At 34.3% G+C, this 23,859-nt stretch carries 21 protein-coding genes and 3 pseudogenes; 5 read left to right on the top strand and 19 right to left on the bottom strand.

Going from position 1 to position 23,859, the window contains the following annotated elements:
- The first annotated feature begins 14 nt into the window (after positions 1-14).
- The 3 genes from Q3V31_RS10910 to Q3V31_RS10900 all read left to right on the top strand — a co-directional run bounded on the left by Q3V31_RS10910 (position 15) and on the right by Q3V31_RS10900 (position 3,104).
- Entirely contained in the window at positions 15-1,214 is a 1,200-nt protein-coding gene (locus tag Q3V31_RS10910; RefSeq protein ID WP_329765054.1) for an MFS transporter, read from the top strand.
- A 99-nt stretch (positions 1,215-1,313) separates the two neighbouring features.
- Entirely contained in the window at positions 1,314-2,573 is a 1,260-nt protein-coding gene (locus tag Q3V31_RS10905) for a serine hydrolase domain-containing protein (protein ID WP_329765052.1), read from the top strand.
- Positions 2,574-2,732: 159 nt separating this feature from the next.
- Complete coding sequence (locus tag Q3V31_RS10900) at positions 2,733-3,104, top strand: cupredoxin domain-containing protein (RefSeq protein WP_090814335.1); 372 nt, start codon at positions 2,733-2,735, stop codon at positions 3,102-3,104.
- Between the two features lie 162 nt (positions 3,105-3,266).
- On the opposite strand, the pseudogene Q3V31_RS10895 reads toward Q3V31_RS10900, so the two are convergent.
- Positions 3,267-3,820, bottom strand: a pseudogene (locus Q3V31_RS10895) (alpha/beta fold hydrolase); the annotation flags it as partial.
- A 475-nt stretch (positions 3,821-4,295) separates the two neighbouring features.
- Positions 4,296-5,525 carry a serine hydrolase domain-containing protein gene (locus Q3V31_RS10890; RefSeq protein ID WP_000531369.1) on the bottom strand — a complete coding sequence of 410 codons (1,230 nt, stop codon included), beginning with the start codon at positions 5,523-5,525 and terminating at the stop codon, positions 4,296-4,298.
- Between the two features lie 425 nt (positions 5,526-5,950).
- Between Q3V31_RS10890 and Q3V31_RS10885 the strand changes: the two are divergent.
- Positions 5,951-6,232: pseudogene (locus Q3V31_RS10885) on the top strand (recombinase family protein); the annotation flags it as partial.
- Positions 6,233-6,234: 2 nt separating this feature from the next.
- Here Q3V31_RS10885 and Q3V31_RS10880 read toward each other — a convergent pair.
- Both Q3V31_RS10880 and Q3V31_RS10875 read right to left on the bottom strand, forming a co-directional pair.
- Positions 6,235-6,372 (bottom strand): annotated as a pseudogene (locus Q3V31_RS10880) (small, acid-soluble spore protein, alpha/beta type); the annotation flags it as partial.
- 128 nt (positions 6,373-6,500) lie between these two features.
- Positions 6,501-6,623: a hypothetical protein gene (locus Q3V31_RS10875; RefSeq protein ID WP_000541014.1), complete on the bottom strand. Its 123-nt coding sequence runs from the start codon at positions 6,621-6,623 to the stop codon at positions 6,501-6,503.
- Positions 6,624-7,032: 409 nt separating this feature from the next.
- Here Q3V31_RS10875 and Q3V31_RS10870 point away from each other — a divergent pair, with 409 nt between their 5' ends.
- Positions 7,033-8,448 (top strand): S8 family peptidase, encoded by a 1,416-nt coding sequence (locus Q3V31_RS10870; RefSeq protein WP_000743643.1) that lies wholly within the window; start codon positions 7,033-7,035, stop codon positions 8,446-8,448.
- 10 nt (positions 8,449-8,458) lie between these two features.
- Here Q3V31_RS10870 and Q3V31_RS10865 read toward each other — a convergent pair whose 3' ends face one another.
- From Q3V31_RS10865 to Q3V31_RS10795, 15 genes are all read right to left on the bottom strand, one after another.
- Entirely contained in the window at positions 8,459-9,913 is a 1,455-nt protein-coding gene (locus Q3V31_RS10865; RefSeq protein ID WP_000914412.1) for a sensor histidine kinase, read from the bottom strand.
- Positions 9,913-10,593: a response regulator transcription factor gene (locus Q3V31_RS10860; protein WP_001014563.1), complete on the bottom strand. Its 681-nt coding sequence runs from the start codon at positions 10,591-10,593 to the stop codon at positions 9,913-9,915. The genes Q3V31_RS10865 and Q3V31_RS10860 overlap by 1 nt, the downstream gene beginning before the upstream one ends.
- A gap of 64 nt (positions 10,594-10,657) precedes the next feature.
- The gene (locus Q3V31_RS10855) at positions 10,658-12,505 is read right to left on the bottom strand and encodes an FtsX-like permease family protein (RefSeq protein WP_016129902.1); all 1,848 of its coding nucleotides are present in this window, start codon (positions 12,503-12,505) and stop codon (positions 10,658-10,660) included.
- Entirely contained in the window at positions 12,480-13,259 is a 780-nt protein-coding gene (locus Q3V31_RS10850) for an ABC transporter ATP-binding protein (RefSeq protein ID WP_329765047.1), read from the bottom strand. The genes Q3V31_RS10855 and Q3V31_RS10850 overlap by 26 nt, the downstream gene beginning before the upstream one ends.
- Positions 13,260-13,284: 25 nt before the next feature.
- The gene (locus tag Q3V31_RS10845; protein WP_000646187.1) at positions 13,285-14,043 is read right to left on the bottom strand and encodes an ABC transporter permease; all 759 of its coding nucleotides are present in this window, start codon (positions 14,041-14,043) and stop codon (positions 13,285-13,287) included.
- Positions 14,044-14,062: 19 nt separating this feature from the next.
- Complete coding sequence (locus Q3V31_RS10840) at positions 14,063-14,893, bottom strand: ABC transporter permease (RefSeq protein ID WP_001214556.1); 831 nt, start codon at positions 14,891-14,893, stop codon at positions 14,063-14,065.
- Positions 14,890-15,624: an ABC transporter ATP-binding protein gene (locus Q3V31_RS10835; protein ID WP_001058380.1), complete on the bottom strand. Its 735-nt coding sequence runs from the start codon at positions 15,622-15,624 to the stop codon at positions 14,890-14,892. Before Q3V31_RS10835 ends, Q3V31_RS10840 begins: the two co-directional genes overlap by 4 nt.
- Before the next feature lie 145 nt (positions 15,625-15,769).
- The gene (locus Q3V31_RS10830) at positions 15,770-16,378 is read right to left on the bottom strand and encodes a flavoprotein (protein ID WP_001072911.1); all 609 of its coding nucleotides are present in this window, start codon (positions 16,376-16,378) and stop codon (positions 15,770-15,772) included.
- 25 nt (positions 16,379-16,403) lie between these two features.
- Entirely contained in the window at positions 16,404-17,759 is a 1,356-nt protein-coding gene (locus tag Q3V31_RS10825; protein ID WP_001177658.1) for a lanthionine synthetase C family protein, read from the bottom strand.
- A gap of 17 nt (positions 17,760-17,776) precedes the next feature.
- A complete protein-coding gene (locus tag Q3V31_RS10820; RefSeq protein WP_016129903.1) occupies positions 17,777-19,660 on the bottom strand; it encodes an ABC transporter ATP-binding protein in 1,884 nt (627 codons plus the stop codon).
- A complete protein-coding gene (locus Q3V31_RS10815) occupies positions 19,632-22,847 on the bottom strand; it encodes a lantibiotic dehydratase (RefSeq protein ID WP_329765038.1) in 3,216 nt (1,071 codons plus the stop codon). Before Q3V31_RS10815 ends, Q3V31_RS10820 begins: the two co-directional genes overlap by 29 nt.
- An 86-nt stretch (positions 22,848-22,933) precedes the next feature.
- Positions 22,934-23,074: a gallidermin/nisin family lantibiotic gene (locus tag Q3V31_RS10810; RefSeq protein WP_000606628.1), complete on the bottom strand. Its 141-nt coding sequence runs from the start codon at positions 23,072-23,074 to the stop codon at positions 22,934-22,936.
- Between the two features lie 48 nt (positions 23,075-23,122).
- On the bottom strand, positions 23,123-23,263 hold the full coding sequence (locus Q3V31_RS10805) for a gallidermin/nisin family lantibiotic (protein WP_000606628.1): 141 nt from the start codon (positions 23,261-23,263) through the stop codon (positions 23,123-23,125).
- Positions 23,264-23,311: 48 nt separating this feature from the next.
- Positions 23,312-23,452 (bottom strand): gallidermin/nisin family lantibiotic, encoded by a 141-nt coding sequence (locus tag Q3V31_RS10800; RefSeq protein ID WP_000606628.1) that lies wholly within the window; start codon positions 23,450-23,452, stop codon positions 23,312-23,314.
- Between the two features lie 48 nt (positions 23,453-23,500).
- Positions 23,501-23,641, bottom strand: a complete 141-nt coding sequence (locus Q3V31_RS10795) for a gallidermin/nisin family lantibiotic (RefSeq protein ID WP_000606628.1) — start codon at positions 23,639-23,641, stop codon at positions 23,501-23,503.
- Positions 23,642-23,859 lie beyond the last annotated feature (218 nt).

Genomic DNA, 23,859 nt, shown 5'->3' with positions numbered 1-23,859 from the left:
TTGGAGGGATGACGATGCAAAGTGAAAAACTTTGGACGAAGGATTTCCTCGGAACTTGTTTTAGTAGTCTGTTTCTCTTTTTAACATTTTACATGCTTATGACTACTCTGCCCGTCTACGTTATAGATGGCCTAAAAGGAAAACCTGAGGAAATTGGTTTAGTTGCAACTGTTTTTCTTATTTCATCTGTTTTATGTAGACCATTCACAGGAAAATGGCTCGATGATTTAGGAAGAAAGAAAATATTATTTATTTCACTTTCACTATTTTTAGCCGCTACTGTTATGTATTTCGGTACGCAAAGTTTATTTTTATTACTTGCCCTTCGCTTCTTACATGGTATTGGATTCGGAATGGCAACAACAGCTACTGGAACAATTGTAACTGATGTAGCACCAGCTCATAGACGCGGTGAAGCACTTGCTTATTACGGTGTATTTATGAGTCTACCGATGGTAATTGGTCCTTTTTTAGGTTTAACAATTATTTCTCATTTTTCATTTACTGTATTATTTATCGTTTGTTCAGTATTTTCATTACTCGCATTTTTATTAGGATTAATAGTGAATATTCCTCATGAAAAACCAGTAAGTAAACAAACACGAGAAAAAATGAAATGGAAAGACTTAATTGAACCATCTTCTATTCCGATTGCTCTAACAGGATTTATTTTAGCCTTTTCTTATAGTGGTATTTTATCCTTTATTCCTATTTATGCAAAAGAACTCGGTTTAAGCGAAGTTGCTAGTTATTTCTTTATTTTATACGCACTTGTTGTTGTAATTTCTCGTCCATTCACAGGAAAAATCTTTGATCGTTTCGGTGAAAATGTACTTATTTATCCAGCTATCATTATTTTCACAATTGGAATGTTCATTTTAAGCCAAGCTCAAACTTCATTTTGGTTCCTTGGCGCAGGTATGTTAATTGGTTTAGGATACGGAACATTAATTCCAAGTTTCCAAACGATTGCAATTTCTGCCGCTCCAAACCATCGACGTGGTTCTGCGACAGCTACTTACTACTCGTTCTTTGATAGTGGTATTGGCTTCGGTTCTTTCATTTTAGGTATAGTCGCTGCCAAATCAAGTTATCATAATATGTATTTTATCGCAGCTATTATCGTTGCGTTCACTTTACTTCTATATTATGGATTACACGGACGAAAACAAAAATTCAAAAAGCAAAGTACAGATGGACAACTATCTGCTTAACGTTCATAAGGAAAGTAAACTTACCCGTTTACTTTCCTTATTTTGTATTTCTTTTAAGACGAGCGTATACTTATAATAGAAACTAAAGGAGGTACATGCATGAATGTAAAGAAATCTCCCCTGCTATTACTGTTACTAGTATTACTATTCGTAGTTACAGGGCTTGGGTTTACTTTTTTAAAAAATAATAAAACGACCCCCACTAAAGATAATGTCACAAAAGAAAACTGGTTAGATGCTCCATACTTACGTTGGTCGTATACACATATGAAAGAATTCACTTTAATTAATGAAGTAAAAAACAATCCTGACCAAGTTGCTCACTTCCCTACCGCGTTACAAAACTTAGACGATTTTGCAGTCCAACGTGGATTTGGAAATACGACTCCTCTAAAAATACTTTTAGATGAAAACAAAACAGATGCTTTTGTCGTTGTACAGAATGGTCAACTTGTTTATGAACGATACTTCAATGAATATAACGAGAGTGATCCTCATGGCATGGCATCATTAGCAAAGGTGTTCACTGGTGCCATCATACAATCTCTCGCTGAAGAAAATTTTATTGATGTAGAGAAAACAGCTGACACTTACATAAAAGAATTAAAAAACACACCGTTTGGTAAGGCAACACTTCAGCAATTACTGGACATGCAAGTTTCCGCTGAATACCCTACTCACGGATATATGCAGCTAGGACTAGAAAATCAAGATGCACAACTATATTTAGCTAGTAATATTTTATCCCGAGGAAAAAACTACGAGGGCCCTATGAAAATTTATGATATGTTACTAGAAGCAGAAGAAACTGCACCACCCGGTTCCGCTTTTTCTTACAATAACGGATCAACAGAAACACTCGCTTGGATTATCCGAACCATTACAGGGAAATCGTTAGCTGAAAATGTAAGCGAACGAATTTGGTCTCAAATTGGTATGGAAGAAAACGCGTATTACGTTACAGATGAAACAAAAGTAGAACAAGCAAGCGCTGGCTTAAATGCAACTGCTAGAGATATGGCGAGGTTCGGACAATTACTATTAAATAATGGTCAATATAACGGAAAACAAATCGTCCCTTCTTCTATTACAGAAAGTGTGAAAAATGTACAAGAAGGTGAGCTCGCAATTGGTCGTGGTGCTTCCATTTCTTATCATAATCAATGGTGGATTCCGCACAATGAACAAGGTGCTTTCGAAGTGTTAGGCAGTTATGGACAAACTCTTTACATCGATCCGAAAGCAAATATGGTAATCGTCCACTTCTCTTCTAACGCTGCGCCTAGTAATGAAATTCATTCGGTTTATTCCGATATGTATATTGATATTGCACATCATTTGGAGAAGCTTCCACAGTAGTGGAGGCTTTTTTTATTTACCTAACTCCTACTCCAGTTAGCACTTAGTTAGTAGGATTTGCCGAAAGAATTACTATTTGAACCACTCCTAACCCCCATTTATATTGATAATATTTTAGTAATTTGAAAACACTAGTGCTTAGGAAAGGAGGGATTACGAATGTCTGTGAAAAAGCTATTAACTGGATTAATCATTTCACTTGCGATGATTGTAGGTATGACTACTTTAGGTTCGCCCCGTGTATTTGCCGAATCCGACGCTGTGAGACAGCCTATTGAGGTTGAATTGAATGATGATTACTTTAATCCGAGTACCATCACTGTTCCGGTTGGGAAAACGACAACGTTGCTATTGAAAAACAAAGGAAATAGAGAACATACCTTCACGGTGAAAAAACTCGGAATTGATGCCGAAGTCCCGTCAGGAAAAGAAATAACAATTACCGTAAAACCTGAAACTCCCGGTACATATGAACTAATATGTCGGTTCCACTACTTGAAAGGAATGGATGGGAAAGTAATAGTCAAATAACGAGCGGTACCGGTCCTTACAAGACAGAATTATCAATTACTGAGTATTAATATTCTATAATTGGGTAACAGCTCCAAAACTGATTTTCAATAGAAAAAAGGTTACAAATTCGATTGTAGCCCTTTTTCCAAATGTTTTTGTTTTATGCAATTCCTATAATAATTATAGGAGTGAAGTATGGTTCGAAATAGCGCTGATTGTATGAATCCAATCGTCGCAATGAATCTCGTGCCCCGTCCTTCTAGGGTTAGTAATACAGCATGGAGAATTTCATTAACAAGAGCAAGACCAAAACCATGCTCGTATGGGAGCACTGTATCTTCTGTACCGTGGATAACCAAAGTAGGTATATTAATTTCTTTTAACTTCCCCTCATAAGAATCATCGCCTTTAAGAAGTGAGTGATTAAACATACTGAGTAGGTTATTTGCTCGTTTTATTTCTTTTTCTACCTGCTTATAAGCCCTCTTCTCATCGAACTTATGCTTTGAACCACAGAGTAACACTGATCCTGTAACCAAGTAATTTGCAACAGATTCTTCATCCGACGAATTTAGTTTGGCCCCATTAGCATGGTAAGTGAGTATCTTCTCATCGATCGGAGGCAAATTCCGTTTGTTGTCTTCAGAGCCAAAAATACTTGATGCAATCAAAGTTATACTTAGAAATCTCTGAAGGTTCCTCAAGGCTACAATTTGAGCAATCATTCCACCCATTAGAAAAAGCAGGAAAATAATATTAAATTGGCTTCCATTCGCAGGAGTTTAGGCCTTGCATTTATGACTATTTGGTTGAGCAATCGATATGTTGTGCTGAAACGTCAATATATTTAAAAAAGGATCTCTCTTGATAAAGAGAGATCCTTTTCTTATTTCTTCTTCTTTTCTGTCGGTTGGCTTTGTTTAGCGAAATTAGATGAATCATCGAAATTCGGTTGCTTTTTACCAGCATTATTACTTCTACCTTTTCCCATATGTAATGCACCTCCCCTCACCCTTACTATTCCCAAATAAAAAATCCTCTTACATCCAAGAGGATTTTTTATTTGGCTCTTATTAATAATGCCAAACTGTTCTCATAGCATTTCCAACACTTCCCGTCCTGCCATACCTTTTAACCATGGTGTTGATGGTGGCCATCATGCGTATAATTGTCTTGGAGTTCTCCTTTAAACAATACCTAAGTTCAGTTTCAGTCTTCGATTGCTTGGTAGACTGTGGTCCAGAAGTCTTGGATAAGATGCGATGAGGCCGGAGTGGACATCCCAACCTGGGTGAACAGAATTCCAATAAACTGTTTGTCTGGATCAGCGTAAGCTGTAGTGCCAGTTCCGCCATCCCAGCCGAATTGACCGATAGACGCGTAATCTCCAAGATAGGTACGCACCGCCATCCCAAAGCCCCAGCCACCTTGTATCCCTTGTCCAAACGACAAATGGACGTTGTTTTTGGCCAAATCGTCTCGGTATACTTGTTGTTCAAGAGTAAGACGGTTGGTGGTCATCAACTGGACTGCGGGCCTAGACAGAATCCGTTTGGTTCCGTGCATCCCTTTGTTCAACAGCATCTGCAAATACGCATGATAATCGTCGATGGTTGCGAGCAGCCCACCACCGCCTGCTTGAAATGCTGGAGGTTTGCTGTAACGTCCGCCTGCACCCTCATCCCACACGATGAACTCACCTGTCTGCGGATCGGGATTGAAGGCAGGTGGAAGCCGATCAATCTTGAGCTCAGGCACATAGAAACCAGTGTCCTTCATTCCCAGTGGATTGAATATGCGTTCGCGCAAGAACGACTCGAATGTCTGACCCGTGATCCTGGCAACAAGAATGCCGAGCACTTCAATACTGATATGATACTGCCACCGCTCTCCGGGCTGGTAGCTTAGCGGAAGTGCACCTAGGCGACACATAAACTCATCTGGATCGGGCATATCCTGCCCTGGCGTGTCGAATATCCCACTCTCGAAGAACGCGTTCATGATCGGAGAACCCATCAACGTGAGATCCACTCCGAGCCCGAATGTGGAGGTCAACAGGTCTCGTACAGTGATAGGACGCCGTGCTGGGACGGTCTCTTCCAATGGACCATCGGGTTGTTTCAACACCTGCCGGTCAGCGAGTTCGGGCAGCCATTTGTCTACTGGGTCGTCTAAATGCAGTTTGCACTCGTCGAGCAGAACCATTACTGGTGAAACTGCGATCGGCTTGCTAGTGGACGCCAATCGAAAGATCGTGTCCCGACGCATTGGTGCACCACCATCATGCCTCATTGTTCCAAGCGCTTCGACGTGCGTCTCGCCGTTTCGGCTGACTAAGGCGACGAGCCCAGGAATCTTTCCAGAATCGACATGCTGCGCCAGTACATTGCGCATTTTGCGCAATCCTGTTTCAGAAAAGCCTTTATTGTTTTGTCCCATTTTGTTCTCCTTTAGTTTAGATTGAGATTTCTAATACATATCGACAATCAATTATTAGTTCTTCAAATAGAAAAATTCCCCTTTTTAATAATTTCGACAAAATGCATTTATGTATATGGAGGCATCATACATCACTATCAACCTAAGATAAACTTATATCCATACTTCATAAAGAACGTTATTCTTTTTGTAGACATATACAGAAAGGATGGCGATGTATTGCTATCCCATTGTAGATTAAGTAGGAAGAGGCACTTTGAGGATAGTGCCTTTTCTTTATAAAAAATCCAAATGCTGATACATAATGAATTAATAAAGATAGGCTAATTTAAATTTATAGAGATTTAATAATAAGGATAGTAGACTTATAAAATCTTAGTTAAGAGCGTCTCATAAGACTTAATCTCAAAAAAGGGGGTGATATTTTGCGGAAAATCGGTTATATACATGTCAGTTCGACTAGCCAGAACCCTTCAAGGCAATTTCAGCAACTGAACGAAATTGGAATGGATATTATTTTTGAAGAAAAAGTTTCTGGAGCAACAAAGGATCGCGAGCAACTTCAAAAAATGTTAGAGGATTTACAGAAATGTGACATTATTTATGTTACAAACTTAACTCGGATCACTCGTAACACACAGGATTTAATTAAATTAATTGAGTTTATACGAGGTAAAAAAGCGAGCTTAAAATCACTAAAGGATACATAGCTAGATTTAGCAGATGTTTCTGGACCAAGTGTAATCCCTAGTTCACGAGCAAATTCACATTTCATCTGCTCGATTGCACTTGCAACAGCGGAAATATGAATTTCATTATTATTATTTTCGTGTCTTTGAATATTCATAATTACACCGCCATTTTATTCGTATATAACATGTGCGTGATTATGATATTTATACATAACACGATTCATTTCTGTCTCATATTCTGTCTAGTAAATTGCTTTTCTTTTTTATACTCGATTAGATGAATTTAGAACGCATCCGAATCTTTGATTCCTAAAACATTCATTTCTTCTTTAAATAAACGCCATGGCTCTACTATTATTGCTTTTTCACGACCATCCCTTAAGGTGAAAACTCTTAAATATCCCATCATACACTCTCCTAAATATTTAAATTCACATCTCATTTTTATTGCTATTGCTATACATATTTATAACCTTCAAATACAAAAACAATAAGTTTTCTACTGAATAAAGACCTAAATACAGATACTCCCTATTTACTTTAGGATACTTTTTTAATTTCATTCACTCATTAGAACAAAAAAATTGATGGCTTCTCCACCAAAAGAATTATGCTTCTGTTTTTAAAGTAACTCCAAAGAAAGTAATATTGCGCTAAATACCACTTATATGTACGGTATATACAGATTTGAAATTCTGAATGATTTGTTACCTTATTTATAGGATCTAAGTGGAATTATAAAGTGGGCAATAGGGCCTTGTTCTGCGGTTCATCTTCAAATTCCAACTCCAATTTATAAAAGTAAGGGGATAATTATGAAAAAACAAGCAATCACTGTCATTTCAACCGCGTTAACATGTTTTTTACTTTCTAATGTAGGACATGCTCAGGAAAAACCTAAGCAATATTACACCGTTTTATTAAAAGACCCATCAAAATTTGAGCAAGGCATCACTGAGATAAAAAAGGAGAATGGAGAAATTACTTATACTGTCCCGGAGATAGGACTCATTCAATTCAAAGGAGATACACAAATTTCTAAAAATCAATCTCCCTTATTTGAATCAGTTAATCCTTCTTTGCAAGTCGAAAAACCAGAGGTTCCTCATTCCATAAAAATGCCTAATTTATCAACTCTTTCAACAAAAACATTAGATACAAACCTACCTCCCTTATGGGATATGCAATGGGACATGAAGGAAATTACTCATAATGGAGAAAGTTATAAAAAAGAAACTGGCTCTCATAATGTGGTTGTTGGAATTATTGATTCAGGAGTCGATGTGGATCATCCTGACTTAGTAAAAAACCTTATTCCTGGATCTAAAAACTTCGTTCCAAAGGGAGGATTGAGAGGTACTGAACCTGAAGAGACAGGTGATATTAATAATATAAATGATATCAATGGCCATGGAACTCTCGTTTCAGGATCTATTGCTGCAAATGGGGAATTAAAAGGCGTTGCTCCTGATACGGGAATCAGAGCATATCGTGTATTTGGAAATAAATCAGCTGATGCAGCCTGGGTCATTAATGCCATCATCGAAGCAGCTAAGGATGATGTAGATGTTATCAACCTTAGTCTTGGTTCCTATTATGTAAATGGAAAAGTCTATGAAAATGGAAAACTTGTAGACAATGGATGGGCAGAAGTAGAAGGTTACAAACGTGCTATAGAATATGCCAATCAGCATGGTAGTGTAGTAGTAGCTTCTGCAGGAAATGATTCTGTAAACGTGGCTAATAAACAAGAGCTAAATAACTTTCTTAAACAAAAATATGAAAAAGAGGGGAAAATATTTACTGGTGTAGGAATAGAAGCACCTGGGGAATTACCAGGTGTAGTAACAGTGTCATCAACTGGTCCAACCGGACAACGTTCTGTATTCTCTAATTACGGAGAAGGGGTCATTGACATATCTGCTCCAGGAGGAGATTATCGTTTATGGCAACAATATGGCGAAGAGGTATGGTGGAATACTGGTCTTTTCCGACAAGAGGAAGTACTGACAACTTTTAATACTGGAAGATACTTATTTGCCGCTGGTACATCAATGGCAGTTCCGAAAGTATCCGCTACACTAGCTCTAATTATCAATCACTATAATTTTAAAAATCAACCGAAAAGATCAATTTCACACCTTTACAAAAACGGAATAAAGAAAGATATAGCACCTGATAAAGCCTCTTGGGGGAACGGACAGCTGGACGTATATAATGCTATTAAATAATGAAAAGGAACTATGACAATTCATAGTTCCTTTTTTCGTTACTAAAAAGAGAATGTATCGTGAATGAAATGCATGCCCCTTGAATCTCATTATTTTCAGCATGAATTTCTCCACCGTGTTTTTTAACCAATTTTTCCACGATATACAAACCAAGTCCATGATGTAGTTGATTTGACCTTGAAAGGTCACCCTGGTAGAATTTGCTAAATAAAAACGGAATATCTTTTGTATTAAATCCAACCCCAGAATCCGAGATAGAAAAAGACATAACGTCTTTTTCTATCTCCACTTGCACATCAATTCTTCCTTTTTTTGGAGTAAAACGAATGCTATTAGAAATAATATTCGTAAGAATTTGATGCAAACGATTCGGATCAAGTGCAAACTTAAGATTTTTTTCTTCTGATTTAATAAGTAAAGTATAGGTTAATTGTATATCTTCATTTTCTGCCAATTCCTTAAACTCTTCAAGCATTTCTGGAATCATTTCAGCTGGAGCTATATTGCAAATCATAAGAGTGAAATCAGGGTTGTCCACTTCAGAGACTCTCCTCATTTCTTCTGTTAAATGCAATACTCTTTCTGTATTATTCTTAATTGTTTGCAAGTAGTGATGAATCCGTTTTTGATTATTTGGCATGGGTTCCATTAATACTTCTACATGAGACAAAATAATAGTTAACGGTGTTCGCAAATCATGTGCAATGGAAGCAACTATATCCCGACGTTCCTGTTCTAATTTCCATTGAACATACAATGAATTTTTTAATTCTTCCTTCATACTATTGAAAGAATCAATTAATATACCTATTTCATTTTCACTTTCATATTTTATTTCAAAGTCTAAATCCTTGTTTTTAATTTTTTGTGAGGCCATTACTACCTCTTTGATAGGTTTATTCAACTGTTTTCCTAAACGCTTAGCTAATAAATAAGAATAAAGCGTTAAAAATATAAAAGGAACAAGAAAAGCAATAATAAATACATATTCTATGTAATAATCAATAGATGCAGCTAATATGTATCGTGCAGCAAGCACACCAACTAGTTTACCATGACTTATAATTGGAATGTATTTTGTAATTAGTTTACCATTTTGAGTAGATGTATTTATTTTATGATACACTTCTTTATCATTTTTCAATAATTCATCGCTTAATGTACCATATAATCTATTTCCATTCGTATTCATAACTTGATAAGTAATTCCTTGCATTGGAATCACTTTCTCTAGTTTTTTTTGATAGGATAAATCTACTATTTTATCCCCATTCATTTCTACAAATTTTTCAATGCTAGGCACTTGTTTTTCATAATGGTTGGCAGGTAAAACAGATTTTTCATTATAAATAAAAAGAAACGAGTATATTAAAATTAACGTACAAACCGTACTGACAATACTTAAAAATATTACAGCTGCAAATGTTAGAATAAATTGGTTTTTCAACGATAATTTTTTTAACATTAACATTTCTCCAACTTATAGCCAACTCCCCATACGGTTTTAATATGGTAAGTTGACATACCTAAACTTAACTTAGCTCTTAAGTTATTAATATGTACTATTATTGTATTGAGATCCCCAACTGCATCCAGCCCCCAAATTTTTTCATAAATTTGTTCCTTAGAAAAGATTTGTCCTAGATTTACCGTTAAAAGCTCTAATATTTTAAACTCTTTACTCGTTACATCTATTTTTACTCCATCAATGAAAACATCATGCTGTGAATAGTTAATGGTCAAGTTTCCTAAGAAACGTTGATTTTGCAAGTTTACACGTTCTCTTTTCTCACGCCTCAAGTGGGCCTCAACACGTGCAATTAGCTCCTTAACTTGGAATGGTTTTGTAATATAGTCATCTCCACCTAAAGTAAAGCCTTTTACTTTATCTATTTCTGAATGTTTAGCACTCAAAAATAGAATCGGGCATTTTATTTGTTCACGAACGACCTTACAAAATTCAAAACCGTCCATTTTAGGCATCATAATATCTAAAATGACTAAATCAACTTGTGTTTTTAAATGATCTAGCGCTTGTTCTCCATTGTAGGCCTTGAGAACTTTATAATCACGATCAGAGAATATATCAGAGAGTACATCTACTATTTCTGACTCATCATCTACAACAAGAATCGTTCCATTCATAAAAAAAACACTCCTTTCTAGTTTAGATTAAAAATCTTATTATTTCGTAAAATATATTTTCTTGTTAATTAATATTCTTTTCATGAACAACTTTTTTATAGTAATAGTGGTTTGAAATGAAGAAAAATATCAATTGGAAGACTAAGAAAATAAAAAATATTAATATTATTGAGTAAATTTTAATTCCTCCCAATATATTTTGCAAGGCATAGATTGCTATAAACAGATTTATCCCCCCCAGAATAATTGGTACAAAGAAAATTATAGCAATTTGAACCCTTAATGTTTTTTTTATTTCATTGAAATTCAAACCAATTTTTCTTAAAGAGTGAAATATTTTTCTATCATTAGATATATCTTCATATAACTTAAACCAAAGAAGACTGGATAAAGCAATTAACAAGATAAAACCGATAAATAATGCTATTATCCATAAAACTGAAGTTAATTGAACTGTATTTTCATAATGTAGAAGACGAACACTGGACTGTTCCTTTATCTCTAAAGGGAGTGTCTCAAATAATTTTTTTAGTGCACTATAACCTTTATTATTTTCCTTGAAATCTAATGTGTAAAATGAAACATGTTGAGTAGGTAATGATCCCTTCTCTAATTCATTAAAAGTATCTGCTGGTACAAAAGCTACATTATCTATCCAAGATACCGAGTTAATCGCCTGTTTTTCGACCATATTTTTTACTATCAATTTTGTATTACCGTTATTTGTTTGGATATGCAACTTATCGATATTCTCATTTTTTTTACTAAATAACAGGTTATCTTTTTTTGTTTCTGTCCAGTCCTTTATAAAGAATGAATCTGTTTGTAGTATAAAGGTTTTACCTTCTCCCTTTGATGAATTCAGTAATATACCTTCCCATTTTTTCTTATGAAATCCCTCAACCTCTCCTTTGAAGTTTTTCTCTAAAGCAGATTCTAGTGTATTCTCTTGTTTTTTATCAACAATAAATATAGCTGGCTGTGGGTGGCTATTTCGCATTCTTTGATCATTCAACTCTGAATATAAATATATGGAGCTGATTAATATCATTATCATTGATAAGAGTATTGAAACAAGGAAGATAATTTTAGCATTATAATAAAGTTTTTTCCTTAGACTTATAAATATTAGCATTCGAATGCCATTTAAATGCTTTTTTTCTTTATTGATTAAATAGGATACAGTCCCTACTAATCCGTGCGAACAAAAAAGGTACGTTCCTAATAATAAAAGAGTAGCTACAGGTAGAAAAGAGAATAATAGTACGGGTAAAGATGCATTAAGGATAAAAACATAAGAAATAACCAAAATTAACAGGGAAATAATGAATTTCTTCTTTGAAAACCTAGGTAAATCCTTTGGTTTTCTTGTCTCTTGAAATAATTCCAAAACAGAAATGCGTCCGATTTTATAATAACTACGCAATGAAACAAAAAAGAACAGAACTCCAAACAAAATAACTGTAAAAAAGGTAGCAATTGGAGAGAAGAAATAGGAAAATGACTCGCTTAAGAAGAGCGATTTCCCGATGAAATCAAAAAAGCTTTTGGATAGTACTATACCAATCATAATCCCAATTAAGATAGAAATTGCTCCAATTATCGAATTTTCTAAAACTATGATAATAAATAATTGTTTTTTTGAAGCTCCGAATGTTTTCCAAATACCAATTTCCTTTTTCCGTTCAGTAAGAAAATGGTCATAAGAATATGAAATGAAAAAGCATGAAAATAGCAAGATGATGAATTCACACGCAATTAACAGTTGCTCTATTCCAGAAACTTTTGGATATGCAAGAAATGCTGCGTACATATAAAAAATTGTAACTGATAGAATACAACTTACAAGATACACTATATACAGTGAAAGATTGCGAGTTATATTTTTAAGTGCGAGTGAAAATATTGACATCATTCTCCCCCACTTCTTTAGATATATAGAGTAGTATACGTTGATTGAAACTGAATTGCTTTTCTTCATGGGAACGTTGCATCTCATGAACAATCTTGCCATCTTTCAAAAATATGACCCTGTTGCAAAAACTAGCAGCTACAGAGTCGTGAGTTACCATTAAGATTGTTGATTTATGTGTTTCATTCAATGTTTTTAGTATATTCAATACATCATAAGCAGATTTTGAATCTAGATTTCCCGTCGGTTCATCAGCAAATAACAGATAAGGATCGTTAATTAACGAACGAATAATAGCAGCTCTTTGCTGTTGTCCCCCAGAGATCTCATAGGGATACTTTGGCAAAAGCGGTTCAATATTTAGTTCATTCACTAATGTTTCGAGTTTATCCCTAACACCCTTTTTGCTCCCCATTCTTAAAGCTGCGGGTAGAAGAATATTTTCTTCAATTGTTAAGTGATCTAACAAATTGTAATTTTGGAAAATGAAACCAATATTTTCACGACGATAATTGCTTAATTGATCACTATTCATATTAGTTAAATTCTGTCCCTTAATTGTAATTTCTCCATTTGAAGGAAAATCAAGAGAGGAAAGCACATTTAAAAGTGTAGACTTTCCACTCCCTGAAGGTCCCATAATCCCTACAAAATCTCCTTCATGAACAGTTAAGTTGACATTGTTTAAAACTGGATATTCTTGAAAATTAGTTTTATAAACTTTCTCAATTCCTTTAGCTTCTAACATAAGCATGGTAAACCTCCCTTCTATCCTTTTATTAACATGTAAATTCTTTTTTATTCCAAATGCTTATACAAACGCTAACACTAATAATCATGATACCTAGAATCAGGACGTATAAAGTGTTACTTCCTGTGCTGAGAGCATGGAAGATACTTTGAACGGATAATAAAAAGAACGATAACTGACTTATGTACAAGCAGCCGATGTAAATTCCAATCAGAAGGAAAAAGCTAATAACTGCATTTGAAATTATGATACTTATTAAACTAGCAATAGCTAAACCACACATTTGAATAACAAAAAACAATCCATATACTTGTACCGTATAGAATATTGCTTCTATAGAGGTCTTTTGTTGACCGTAGAAAGTAAAAGCATCATCTGCTTTAAAAAACACCAACCCAAGTACTATGCCAATAAAAAGAACAACAAATAAGTAGAGTAATACCATTACAGAAAGAGAAAACCATTTTGACATAAGAAAGGTTAATCGTTGAAAAGGCCTAATTAAAAATAGACGATATGCTCCTGAGTTGTATTCTACATTTAAGCTATTCAAGAAACATACAGGCATGAAAATCAAAGTAATTAAGAAAGAAGATTCCTTTAATAAAAACCATGAAAAATTCCAAGAATTTAGTGGCACTTGTTGCCCATCATTATAAATCCCAACCCCATAGTACTTCAAAAACCAAGCTTGAAGAAAAACAATAACAGTAAAAATCCCCAACATCCATTTACTTTTTTTCTGATTCCATAGTCGTTCCCATTCACTTATAACTAATGCTTTCAATTGAACTCCCTCCTAGTTTTCAAATAAAATAATCTCTTTTCACAAATGACAAGTATGCGAACACTCCAAATAGGAAAATATAAATCGCTTCCACTATAACAATGTAAATGTTTATACTATTACTTGATGAAAGTAGAAATGCTATACCTGTATGCTGAATTTTAACGATTGACATGTACATAAGATGTAGTACAGTATTAGCGCTAATTATCGTTTGGCTAGAGAATTCTAAAATCTGTGGAATTGCAATAGCAAAGAAAATAAAGGCCACCCCTGATCCAAGAGTAATCATCGTACTTCTACTTAACGCCCCTATTAATGTAAATACAGAAACAATACAAATCATAGTAATGAAACATGCAAAGAAATACTTTAAGTTATATAGTATCGCCCCTGCAATAGAAACCTTGGTTTCATCTATAAATGTTATTAATGTATCTACTTTTGGAAAGAATAAATAGCCTGCTATGGAATTAAAAATCCAAAACAAAGTTAAATATAGGAACATGGTAGTTAATATAGTAGCAAGCTTAGCTACAAAAAGTTGTGAGGTAGAAAATGGACGAATCAAAATCATTCTTAATTGTCCATTTTCTACTTCATGCGCTATAACAGTAGAAATCAGTATTATAGCAATAATATTAAACGAAACCACAAGATGCTCAGAAATACTTATTATAGGAAAATTTAAAGCAGTAACGTAATCTGGTCTTCCAGGAGAAGTATGTTGATTCCAGTTTAGATAATATTTAACTGACGCAACTACCATTAAAGGTAAGAAAAACAAGATTATCCAAGTTATTTTTTGCGTCCAAAGCCTTTCAAATTCAGAGATAAAAAGCCCCCTCATGATGTCATCATCTCCACAAACACATCTTCCAACCTTTTTGTTGGATCTGTAATTAACTCTTCTTTCCTTCCTTGGGTGATAAGCTTTCCATTTCTAATTATGACAAGGCGGTCACACATTTGCTGAATTTCATCTAGTAAATGGCTTGAAATAAAAAAGGTTAAATTTTTCTTTTCACGAAGTTCAAGAATTAATTCCCTTAGCTCTCTCATGCCCATAGGATCCAGACCATTGGCTGGCTCATCCAATAAAATAACATCTGGATCACCTAGAAGAGCTTGTGCAATCCCGAGTCGCTGTCTCATTCCTAATGAATAATTTTTAATTTTCACATCTGCATCGTCAGTTAACCTTACAATAGATAGTATTGCTTCTACTTGTTCCAATTGCTCCTTTCGAGAAAGAGCAGGGTATAATCTCGCTAAATTTTGTAGCATTTTTCTACCCGTCATATATGGGAAGAATATTGGTGATTCGATAATTGCGCCCATATTCATCAAAGCCTGTTGTCTATTTTGATTTACATCTTGACCACTTATTTTTATGACTCCTTTTGTCGGGCGAATTAATCCTGTAAACATACGCATAACAGTTGTTTTTCCTGCCCCATTCGGCCCCAGAAAACCACAAATATCTCCTTTATATATTTTAGTTGAAAAATCATTTACTATTGTCTTGCCACCTACAGTTTTTGTTAAGTGATTTGCTTCTAAAACTATTTCATTATTCATATAAAATCCCTCCTTATGGACTAATATAGAAGACAAATATTAAAAAAAAATAAAGAAAAGAAAAAAAATAAAGAAAAGAATAAAGAAAAGAAAAAAAATAAAGAAAAGAATAAAGAAAAGAAAAAAACTCACAATAATGTGAGTTTTAGTACATTTCAACCGTTTCATGTACAGTTACTGACTTTCTTTTCTCAAATTCCTTAAAGAGTATATGCAATACTTCTTGATTATTAGGTAAAACATAGTTCGGTTTCAAAGACATAGTCGCAATTTCAAAAGCTGTTGTTTTCAAAGGCGGAATCACTATATGATCATATTCTTTTAAAAGTTTAACATTATTCTGAACTACTTTTTTCTCCCACATTAATTTGTTCATATTAGGAAAAAAGAGAACTGGTTTATCATGAGCAAGAATGACTGTACTTAATAAATCATCAGCTAAACCATGAGCTACTTTGGAAATAGTATTTCCTGTAGCTGGTAATACCATTAGTAAGTCTGCCCATCTAGCCAATTCCACATGACCTGGTTTACCACTTAGGGTAAGTTCCTCATCGATAAATACCTCATTACAATATAATTTCACGGTTTCTGCAGGGATAAGTTTTATTGCACTTTTTGTCATGATAACCTTTACTTCACTAAAATTCGCTTTCAATATAGCTAAATATTGAAAAATTCCAGCTACTGCAATAGAGCCGCTTACTCCTACTAATATTTTCTTAGAATTAAGCAATTGATTCATTTGGTTCATACTGTAACATCCTCTCAATTCTTGATTAGGAAATTAGAAATACTCCGTCCCACCATGGTTCCTCTATTGCGCTTAGACTTAATAATGTTAAAAGTACACCACTTACACCTTCCAATAGTCCTACCTTGTTTAGCTCGTTTGAAGTCTGCTCATTGGATTGTAAGTCTTTAAAGCCAAATGGTGCTTGAGGATCATATGCATCCATTACATAATCTATTAATTTTGTAATGGATTGCATCGATATTTCCCCGTCTTCATCTTTTGCCATCCTAATAGACATTTGTAATAATCCCGCTCTTCCATGACAAAATGTTGGAGACGATAAATCCCATTCTTCCTCACTTTGTAAAAGTGTATCTTGATAAGAACTTAATGCAACTTTCATGGCCTTCTGATCCTTCAAGGATCTCCCAGCCAGATAGAGAGCTCTTGCTACTCCTGGATTTCCATAGCACCAGCCTTTTCGCTTCGGATACACGTGGTATGATTGGTCATTGACCACTTCTTTAAAACTAAGCCTCGCAGGCCACGAACCTTCATCTTGCCATTTTATTAGCCAATCTATCATTTTACGAATCGCTTGCTTTTGTCCAGGAACTTCAATTCCTTGTTCGATAGCCAACGCCATCAAGGAAAGTGGGCCAGGCATTCCATGAGCATGGCCGCAATTGAAATTCCCATCCGGAAATAATATCTTATCTGTTTCCAAAAACTGATTGGTGTACGGTACGTACCAACCAGGTAGAACTTCTCCATTCACCTCAATGTCATTAGACATATTAATAAAACAATTGAGAATTTGTTTGAGTGCTTCCAAATTTGATTCAAGTTGAATATTTTGCAGCAAATAACGCCCTACTCCAGTAGCACCTTGGATAGTATCGTACATAAATGGATGAACACCACATTCTTCTTTCCCGTAGTTCAATACAAGATGTAACTGCGAAAGTACAAATTCATTTAACTTTTGCAAAAATATATGATATCTTTCATAGTTACGCGAAGCATATGATGTCGCATACGCAATACCAGAAACACCGCCAAACATAGAAATACTATTCACACCTTGTTTTTCTATTGCCTTTTGTATTTCTACCAAGTGACTATGTGCAATAAGATCCCATCCCTCTTTTGGAAACTGTCGATCTAATTCTGCAAATAACATTATAGTACCTGGATAGCCATGGGATAAAGTAATGGGGTCCCATGGATGAAGTGTTCCTCCATTTGGTATATTATCAGGCTCCATAACAATTTTTTCTACATACATCGGATCCTTTAATTGCTCTGCTATATCACGAACTAACTTTAATGCTTTATTTCTTTTTTCAATACTAATTCCCTGTAACCAAAATGACTTTTTTTCTGTAGTTAATTGCATAGTTTTCTCCTCTCTAATTAAACATTCACTTGAATTTTGGAATAATCTATAAAGTTTTTAGCTTGTAACTCAAATAGTCTTGCGTATATTCCTTTTATCTTTAATAGTTCATTATGAGTACCTAGTTCCACGACTCTACCTTTATCGAGGACCATAATTTTTGTAGCATGCCTTACAGTTGAATACCGATGGGATATAAAGAGCCCCATACAATTCTTTGTAATTTCTTTAAAATCTCTAAAAACCTCTTCTTCTGCTTCTGGATCTAATGCGGCAGTAGGTTCATCTAGAATATATAGGCTCGCATCCCTCATGTATGCTCTTGAAATGGCGATTCTTTGCCATTGCCCTCCAGATAACTGAATTCCGTTCGCAAAAGTTTTCCCAAGTTGTGTATCCATTTGGTTAGGCAAACTATTAATCATCTTTAATGCTCCAGATTTTTTAGCAGCAGCTTGTATAGCCATTACTTGATCGGCTTTTTTATAGTCACCATAGCCAATATTATCTTTAACATCTAGTTCATATCTAACAAAGTCTTGGAAAATAGCACTAATCTTATCCTGCCATTCGTTTGCACTGTATTGATGAATGGGTTTTCCATCTAATAGAATAATCCCTTCAAAGTCCGTATAAAGTTTTGTAATTAACTTTACAATCGTAGATTTACCCGAACCATTAGATCCGACAAGAGCCAATGTTTCACCTGGTTTTATGTGAAAATTCACTTTTTTTAATGTATACTCTTTTTGACCAGGATACTTAAAAGAGACATTTATAAATCGAATACCTTTTTCCTCAAAAGAGATGCTATCTAAATAAGTATTGTCTCCATTATTTGAAACATCCCTTTCTTCAGGAACGTCCAAAAATGAGAATAGTTGAGTCATATAAAGATTGTTTTGGTGCATATTAAAAATCATATACATTAATTCATTAGATGTTTTTTGTGTAGTATTTACAGCTTGAAAATAAGCGATAAGACTTCCAATAGCAATAATCCCTGTTACAGCATCCATAACCACCATAAACTGCACAAACATTACAAAAGCCACGCTGATTAATTGAAAAAATAGGTCAATCCTCATCTTTTTTAAAAGCAGACGTCTATCTTGCAGATAAAATCGATTGAACATATTTGAATAATTTTTTAGAAGTAAATTGCCCAATCCAAATAATTTCACTTCTTTTACTGTGATGTCTGTCGTTAGCAAATAGTAGTAGTAAAATTGTTTTCTTGTTTCTTCGGCACGCTTATGACTAATTAAAAAAATTTCTTTTCCAATTTTCATGATTGACCAGGAAGAGATTAGTGGTAATAGAATTAAAATTAGGGTAAACTGCCAGTTCCAAATCATTAAGATACCGGAAATAGAAATCACAGTTATTCCACTTTTTATAATCCCCATAAGTTCTTCAAAAATAGCAAATGGTTTATATGTGGAATCTTGGCGCGCCCTTTGAAGTTTATTGTAAATTTCTGGGTTCTCGAAACTGGAATAAGGTAATCTTTTTGCTTTTTCTATTAATTTTACATTGATTTTATTAGAAAGAAGATTTCGGTAAAGCTGTTTATATGTTTCCAAAACTGATCCTGTAACACCCGTTAAAATTGTAACTAGTGCAAAGGCTATAAAAAACGGTAAAACATGAGTAAAATAATCATCCTTGTACCCATTCTGGTAGATGTTTTGTACTGTATTAACAAGGTATTGGATTGTCAAAATCAATGCTGCAGGTAATAATCCATTTAAAAAATTTAAGGTAAGCACACAGAAGAAATATCCTCTGTGCGTTTCCCATAAAAGTTTAAATAAACCAGGCCAATAATGAAAAGACTTTAAAATATTTGAAAATGATAGTTTCTCATCTTCAGGTGTGTGATTGAGTATCTGTTTCATTCTGATTCCTCCAATATCGCTGGCTTGATAAGATATGCCGCGTAAAGGCAAGTGCTTTTTTTTCTAGTTCCCGATTAGCTCCCAATAGTCGATTACAATGCATATGAATAATTGCTCCCATAATTGTTTGCTGTTTATTCCAGAGCTTGTCTTCATTTTTATATTGTTTAATACTGGAAACATATTCTTTTAATGATTCTCTCCGAACTAATAGACTTTTATAAATCTCTAGTCCAATTGATGAATTGTAATTACGTAAATTATTCCAATCACCTTCAGGATTTCCAATGTTACTTAATAATTTTCTCATTGGTCTAAATTCATCCATGAATTCATATTTATCTGTATTTCTTTCAATAGTTTCCAATTGTTGTTCATAAGTTAAACCAAAATTCTCCATAATCTCAATTATGTTTAAGGATGCCAGTGCATGTACTGGCAGTTCAGCTTGTTGTCCGATCACATTAAGAAGCATTGTTACTGACCTACTATCGTAATGGAAGAAATTCTCGGCCAATTCTATCAGATACGGACCACCATATCGCTCTACTTCTCGTTCATACGTATCAATCGTCATTTTGTGAATAAATCCAGAGTTCATTAAATTATTTGCCCAATCCCTTAAATGAGTAAGAACAGATGCATTCAACTTCTTGGGATCTCCATAAAATCGCAAACGAATATGAGCATCTGGATCACGATATCGCATGAAGAACCATGATTGAGCCAAACCATTTTGTACAATATTATTAGCAAATGATGTCATATATTTTGAAATAAATTCATTTTCTCTTGCTTGTGGAACATATAGCTTAACATATAGCCATTCACTTCCGGGCAAACGATAAATCATTTTCTCACTAACCATCTCTTTTTTTCCGTCTTCAACAGCTCCTAAACTCTTCCTTTTAGCGACATCGTTCATTTTTTTCAACGGAAATACAACTTCCATTGCATGACTACCCAGCGGGCTGCTAAGGCAATTTTTATTGATGTCATGTAATGATTCCCTCAACTGTAATCTACCCTGCTTAAAAAGTTCATTCTTTAATTCTCGAAGATGAAGAATATTTTCAAGATCAATTAAAATTCTATTGTCACTATACGTCATAAATACATAGCGTGGAACAGCCCATTTCACTCTCCATTTTTCAAATAAGATTAAAAATTCATCATCACTTTTAGGTTTATTTTTCATACCAATAGTTTCTCTATTTAACTTCCAAATTGCAGGAGACAGAATGATATTTTTGTAACGAATCCTTGGATAATAAGGTGAAGATGTCATATTACCCCAATTGAATATTCTCCAGTGGTCTAAATCATTTAGGGAAACTTCTCTCATAAAGCGATAAATATTAGGGCCACTTTGGTAATTTAGTACATTACCAGCTACCACCTTAATTCTTTTCCCTAATTTTTTAGATTTCAGATAAAAGTTTTCTAATGATGCTCCAACGACAATATCATCAATTGGAATTTGCAAAGTATCTTCATCTCCATTTGTTCCAAGGGTTACAGTTACTTCTCTTGTAGTTTTTCCAATTGCCACATTCGCTGAACGGCCAGTTGCCGGAAGAAAACTTCCCTCTACCATAACGACATCATTATTAAATTGATGGTCAATCTCCACTTCTTGTTGCTGAATTTCACGTCTAACATTTGGATCTAAGATATCTAAAAATCGACCAAATGTGCTTCCTGCTGCATGAGACCCTGGATTTGGGCTTAGGCATAAATTATACTTTCCATTGTCTAATTCCTTTTGCGAAGTAGCATACAATTCTCCATATACTTCAAATGAATCTGGAGCGTATCGAGTATCTTTTTCTATTCCAATTCTGCTAATTATTTCATCAGTAATTTCAATTTCTTTTTGCTGATTATGAATAGCTTCAATAAGCATATATGATAATTGGACATTACGTTCTTCATCTAAAGGCGGCGTAAAATTTTCTCCATCCCTACTTCCTTTTGGATTTTTATATGTCGCGGGTGCTCCAAGCCCTAATTCCTCACTTAAAAGTTCTACCAATGGAACCTCCCTAGTTGTTCCGTATTTTTCTAAAAATTCAATATGATATTTTTGGAGATGAGGAAATCCAACTCCGCTATCGGCTATGCTCCATAACACTTGAGCTGCTTTACTAACATCATTTGCTACGTTTTTTCCTATAGCTAAATCATGCATATTTAAAGCGAAATCTACTTGAAGAGGCGTTGAAACTTCATAAATCCCCTTCATTAATAGGATAAGATCGTTGTATATAGAAAGCCCCTTTCCAAGCTGTAATTGATCATAAACAAGTATTAAATCTTTTACCTTCAATAAATCTTCCCATATTTGATTTTCACCAACTCTTACTTTTAACTTGTCAATCACATAATCAAATGGGGAGTCATATGTAAGTGGCGGTCTTAGCTCAGTTATAAGGTATTCTTGCTCTACCAACTGGAGAATAAAGTTTTCCATTACCTTTATATCTGTGCCTGGATAGTCATTATTCAACTTTTGGAGAAGCTCTTTCACTGTAATATGTGTTTCAGCTAAATCTAAAACTTTCTTAACAACTTCACTATATGTAATTGAAATATTTTCTTTTTTCTCCATATCTTTCTTACGAAGTTGTCCACATTCAGTTGAAAAAGGTAAATATAGGCGGTTTCCGACACGATAAGTAGCATGATTTTTACTAACCATTAAAAATTGGAGAATACAAGGATTTTTTTCAAGTGATGAAACCACTCCCAATAACCATTCCATATCAGGCCGAGTTCTTTTCTTAAATTGTTCAAAATGGCTCATTTCAAGTAAAGATTTTTCTTTAAACTCTCCGGATGCTACCCCGGAAAAAGCTCCAAAAGGTGTTGGGCGTGTTGTCATTCTTAACATATATCGTAATACAGAAGATATTACTTGTTGTGTTTTCCTATTACTTAAATCACCATGTATATATTTAAGAGATTCAAGCAATGAAGGACTTGCAATGGCAATGGCTTCCTTAATGTAATCCATTTCTGCATATTCCCTTAATTTTTCAATCAATAATTCTTGATCCTTAATTTGATATAGTGCGTTAAATGGTAAAAACGGGGATCTAATCATAAAAAATGGTAGAGGTTCAAATATATTATTACATGCGGTTTTATTTGATGTATGAATAGTCTTCCTTTTTTCTGTAATCATTTGGAATCTTCCCTTCTGTTCTAATCAAATATTATAATAGGAGAAAAAGAGGGACACATCTGTGTTCCCTCTTTTTGGGCATTCAATTAGCAACAGAAGCTATTGAATGAACCTGTGTTTCCACAGCCAGGCGTACAAGCTGAAATACTTGTAATTTGTGGATCTACATCACCTGAAGCTGTCGTTACTTGAACATCTAAATCAAAAAGGTTTTTTTCATTAATCATTTTCTTTTCCCCCTAATTTTTTTTAAGATAATATATCTTATATAGCAATTAGCAACAGAAGCTATTGAATGAACCTGTGTTTCCACAGCCAGGCGTACAAGCTGAAATACTTGTAATTTGTGGATCTACATCACCTGAAGCTGTCGTTACTTGAACATCTAAATCAAAAAGGTTTTTTTCATTAATCATTTTCTTTTCCCCCTAAATTTTTTTAAGATAATATATCTTATATAGCAATTAGCAACAGAAGCTATTGAATGAACCTGTGTTTCCACAACCAGGCGTACAAGCTGAAATACTTGTAATTTGTGGATCTACATCACCTGAAGCTGTTGTTACTTGAACATCTAAATCAAAAAGGTTTTTTTCATTAATCATTTTCTTTTCCCCCTAAATTTTTTTAAGATAATATATCTTATATAGCAATTAGCAACAGAAGCTATTGAATGAACCTGTGTTTCCACAACCAGGCGTACAAGCTGAAATACTTGTAATTTGTGGATCTACATCACCTGAAGCTGTTGTTACTTGAACATCTAAATCAAAAAGGTTTTTTTCGTTAATCATTTTCTTTTCCCCCTAAAATTTTTATTAAGACGTTATGTCTTATGTGTCTAATTTATCAGATAAATATCCTAGTAGAATCCGTATATTCCGCAAGTTTATATTGTAAATTCACGCATAATAAAAAAAATATATGTAAATTAAGTATTAAAAATTTAAGGACTATATTGAAAATATCCCGTTTTTATTGTATTTTTTTATATAGAACTAAAATACAGAAT

Source organism: Bacillus nitratireducens (genome assembly GCF_036320425.1).
Taxonomy (GTDB): domain Bacteria; phylum Bacillota; class Bacilli; order Bacillales; family Bacillaceae_G; genus Bacillus_A; species Bacillus_A nitratireducens.
Note: the sequence above shows the minus strand (reverse complement) of the source record. Positions and strands in the feature narration are given on the sequence as shown.

Bases quoted from the DNA above. Each gene is read 5' to 3' on its own strand.
- Q3V31_RS10910 (WP_329765054.1), top strand. From the start codon at position 15: ATGCAAAGTGAAAAACTTTGGACGAAGGATTTCCTCGGAACTTGTTTT.
- Q3V31_RS10825 (WP_001177658.1), bottom strand. From the start codon at position 17,759: ATGCAATTAACTACAGAAAAAAAGTCATTTTGGTTACAGGGAATTAGT.
- Q3V31_RS10875 (WP_000541014.1), bottom strand. From the start codon at position 6,623: ATGGGATATTTAAGAGTTTTCACCTTAAGGGATGGTCGTGAAAAAGCA.
- Q3V31_RS10840 (WP_001214556.1), bottom strand. From the start codon at position 14,893: ATGAGGGGGCTTTTTATCTCTGAATTTGAAAGGCTTTGGACGCAAAAA.
- Q3V31_RS10905 (WP_329765052.1), top strand. From the start codon at position 1,314: ATGAATGTAAAGAAATCTCCCCTGCTATTACTGTTACTAGTATTACTA.
- Q3V31_RS10830 (WP_001072911.1), bottom strand. From the start codon at position 16,378: ATGAACCAAATGAATCAATTGCTTAATTCTAAGAAAATATTAGTAGGA.
- Q3V31_RS10850 (WP_329765047.1), bottom strand. From the start codon at position 13,259: ATGCTTATGTTAGAAGCTAAAGGAATTGAGAAAGTTTATAAAACTAAT.
- Q3V31_RS10855 (WP_016129902.1), bottom strand. From the start codon at position 12,505: ATGTCAATATTTTCACTCGCACTTAAAAATATAACTCGCAATCTTTCA.
- Q3V31_RS10795 (WP_000606628.1), bottom strand. From the start codon at position 23,641: ATGATTAACGAAAAAAACCTTTTTGATTTAGATGTTCAAGTAACAACA.
- Q3V31_RS10860 (WP_001014563.1), bottom strand. From the start codon at position 10,593: ATGAATGGAACGATTCTTGTTGTAGATGATGAGTCAGAAATAGTAGAT.
- Q3V31_RS10835 (WP_001058380.1), bottom strand. From the start codon at position 15,624: ATGAATAATGAAATAGTTTTAGAAGCAAATCACTTAACAAAAACTGTA.
- Q3V31_RS10805 (WP_000606628.1), bottom strand. From the start codon at position 23,263: ATGATTAATGAAAAAAACCTTTTTGATTTAGATGTTCAAGTAACGACA.
- Q3V31_RS10815 (WP_329765038.1), bottom strand. From the start codon at position 22,847: ATGATTACAGAAAAAAGGAAGACTATTCATACATCAAATAAAACCGCA.
- Q3V31_RS10820 (WP_016129903.1), bottom strand. From the start codon at position 19,660: ATGAAACAGATACTCAATCACACACCTGAAGATGAGAAACTATCATTT.
- Q3V31_RS10865 (WP_000914412.1), bottom strand. From the start codon at position 9,913: ATGTTAAAAAAATTATCGTTGAAAAACCAATTTATTCTAACATTTGCA.
- Q3V31_RS10870 (WP_000743643.1), top strand. From the start codon at position 7,033: ATGAAAAAACAAGCAATCACTGTCATTTCAACCGCGTTAACATGTTTT.
- Q3V31_RS10900 (WP_090814335.1), top strand. From the start codon at position 2,733: ATGTCTGTGAAAAAGCTATTAACTGGATTAATCATTTCACTTGCGATG.
- Q3V31_RS10890 (WP_000531369.1), bottom strand. From the start codon at position 5,525: ATGGGACAAAACAATAAAGGCTTTTCTGAAACAGGATTGCGCAAAATG.
- Q3V31_RS10810 (WP_000606628.1), bottom strand. From the start codon at position 23,074: ATGATTAATGAAAAAAACCTTTTTGATTTAGATGTTCAAGTAACGACA.
- Q3V31_RS10800 (WP_000606628.1), bottom strand. From the start codon at position 23,452: ATGATTAATGAAAAAAACCTTTTTGATTTAGATGTTCAAGTAACAACA.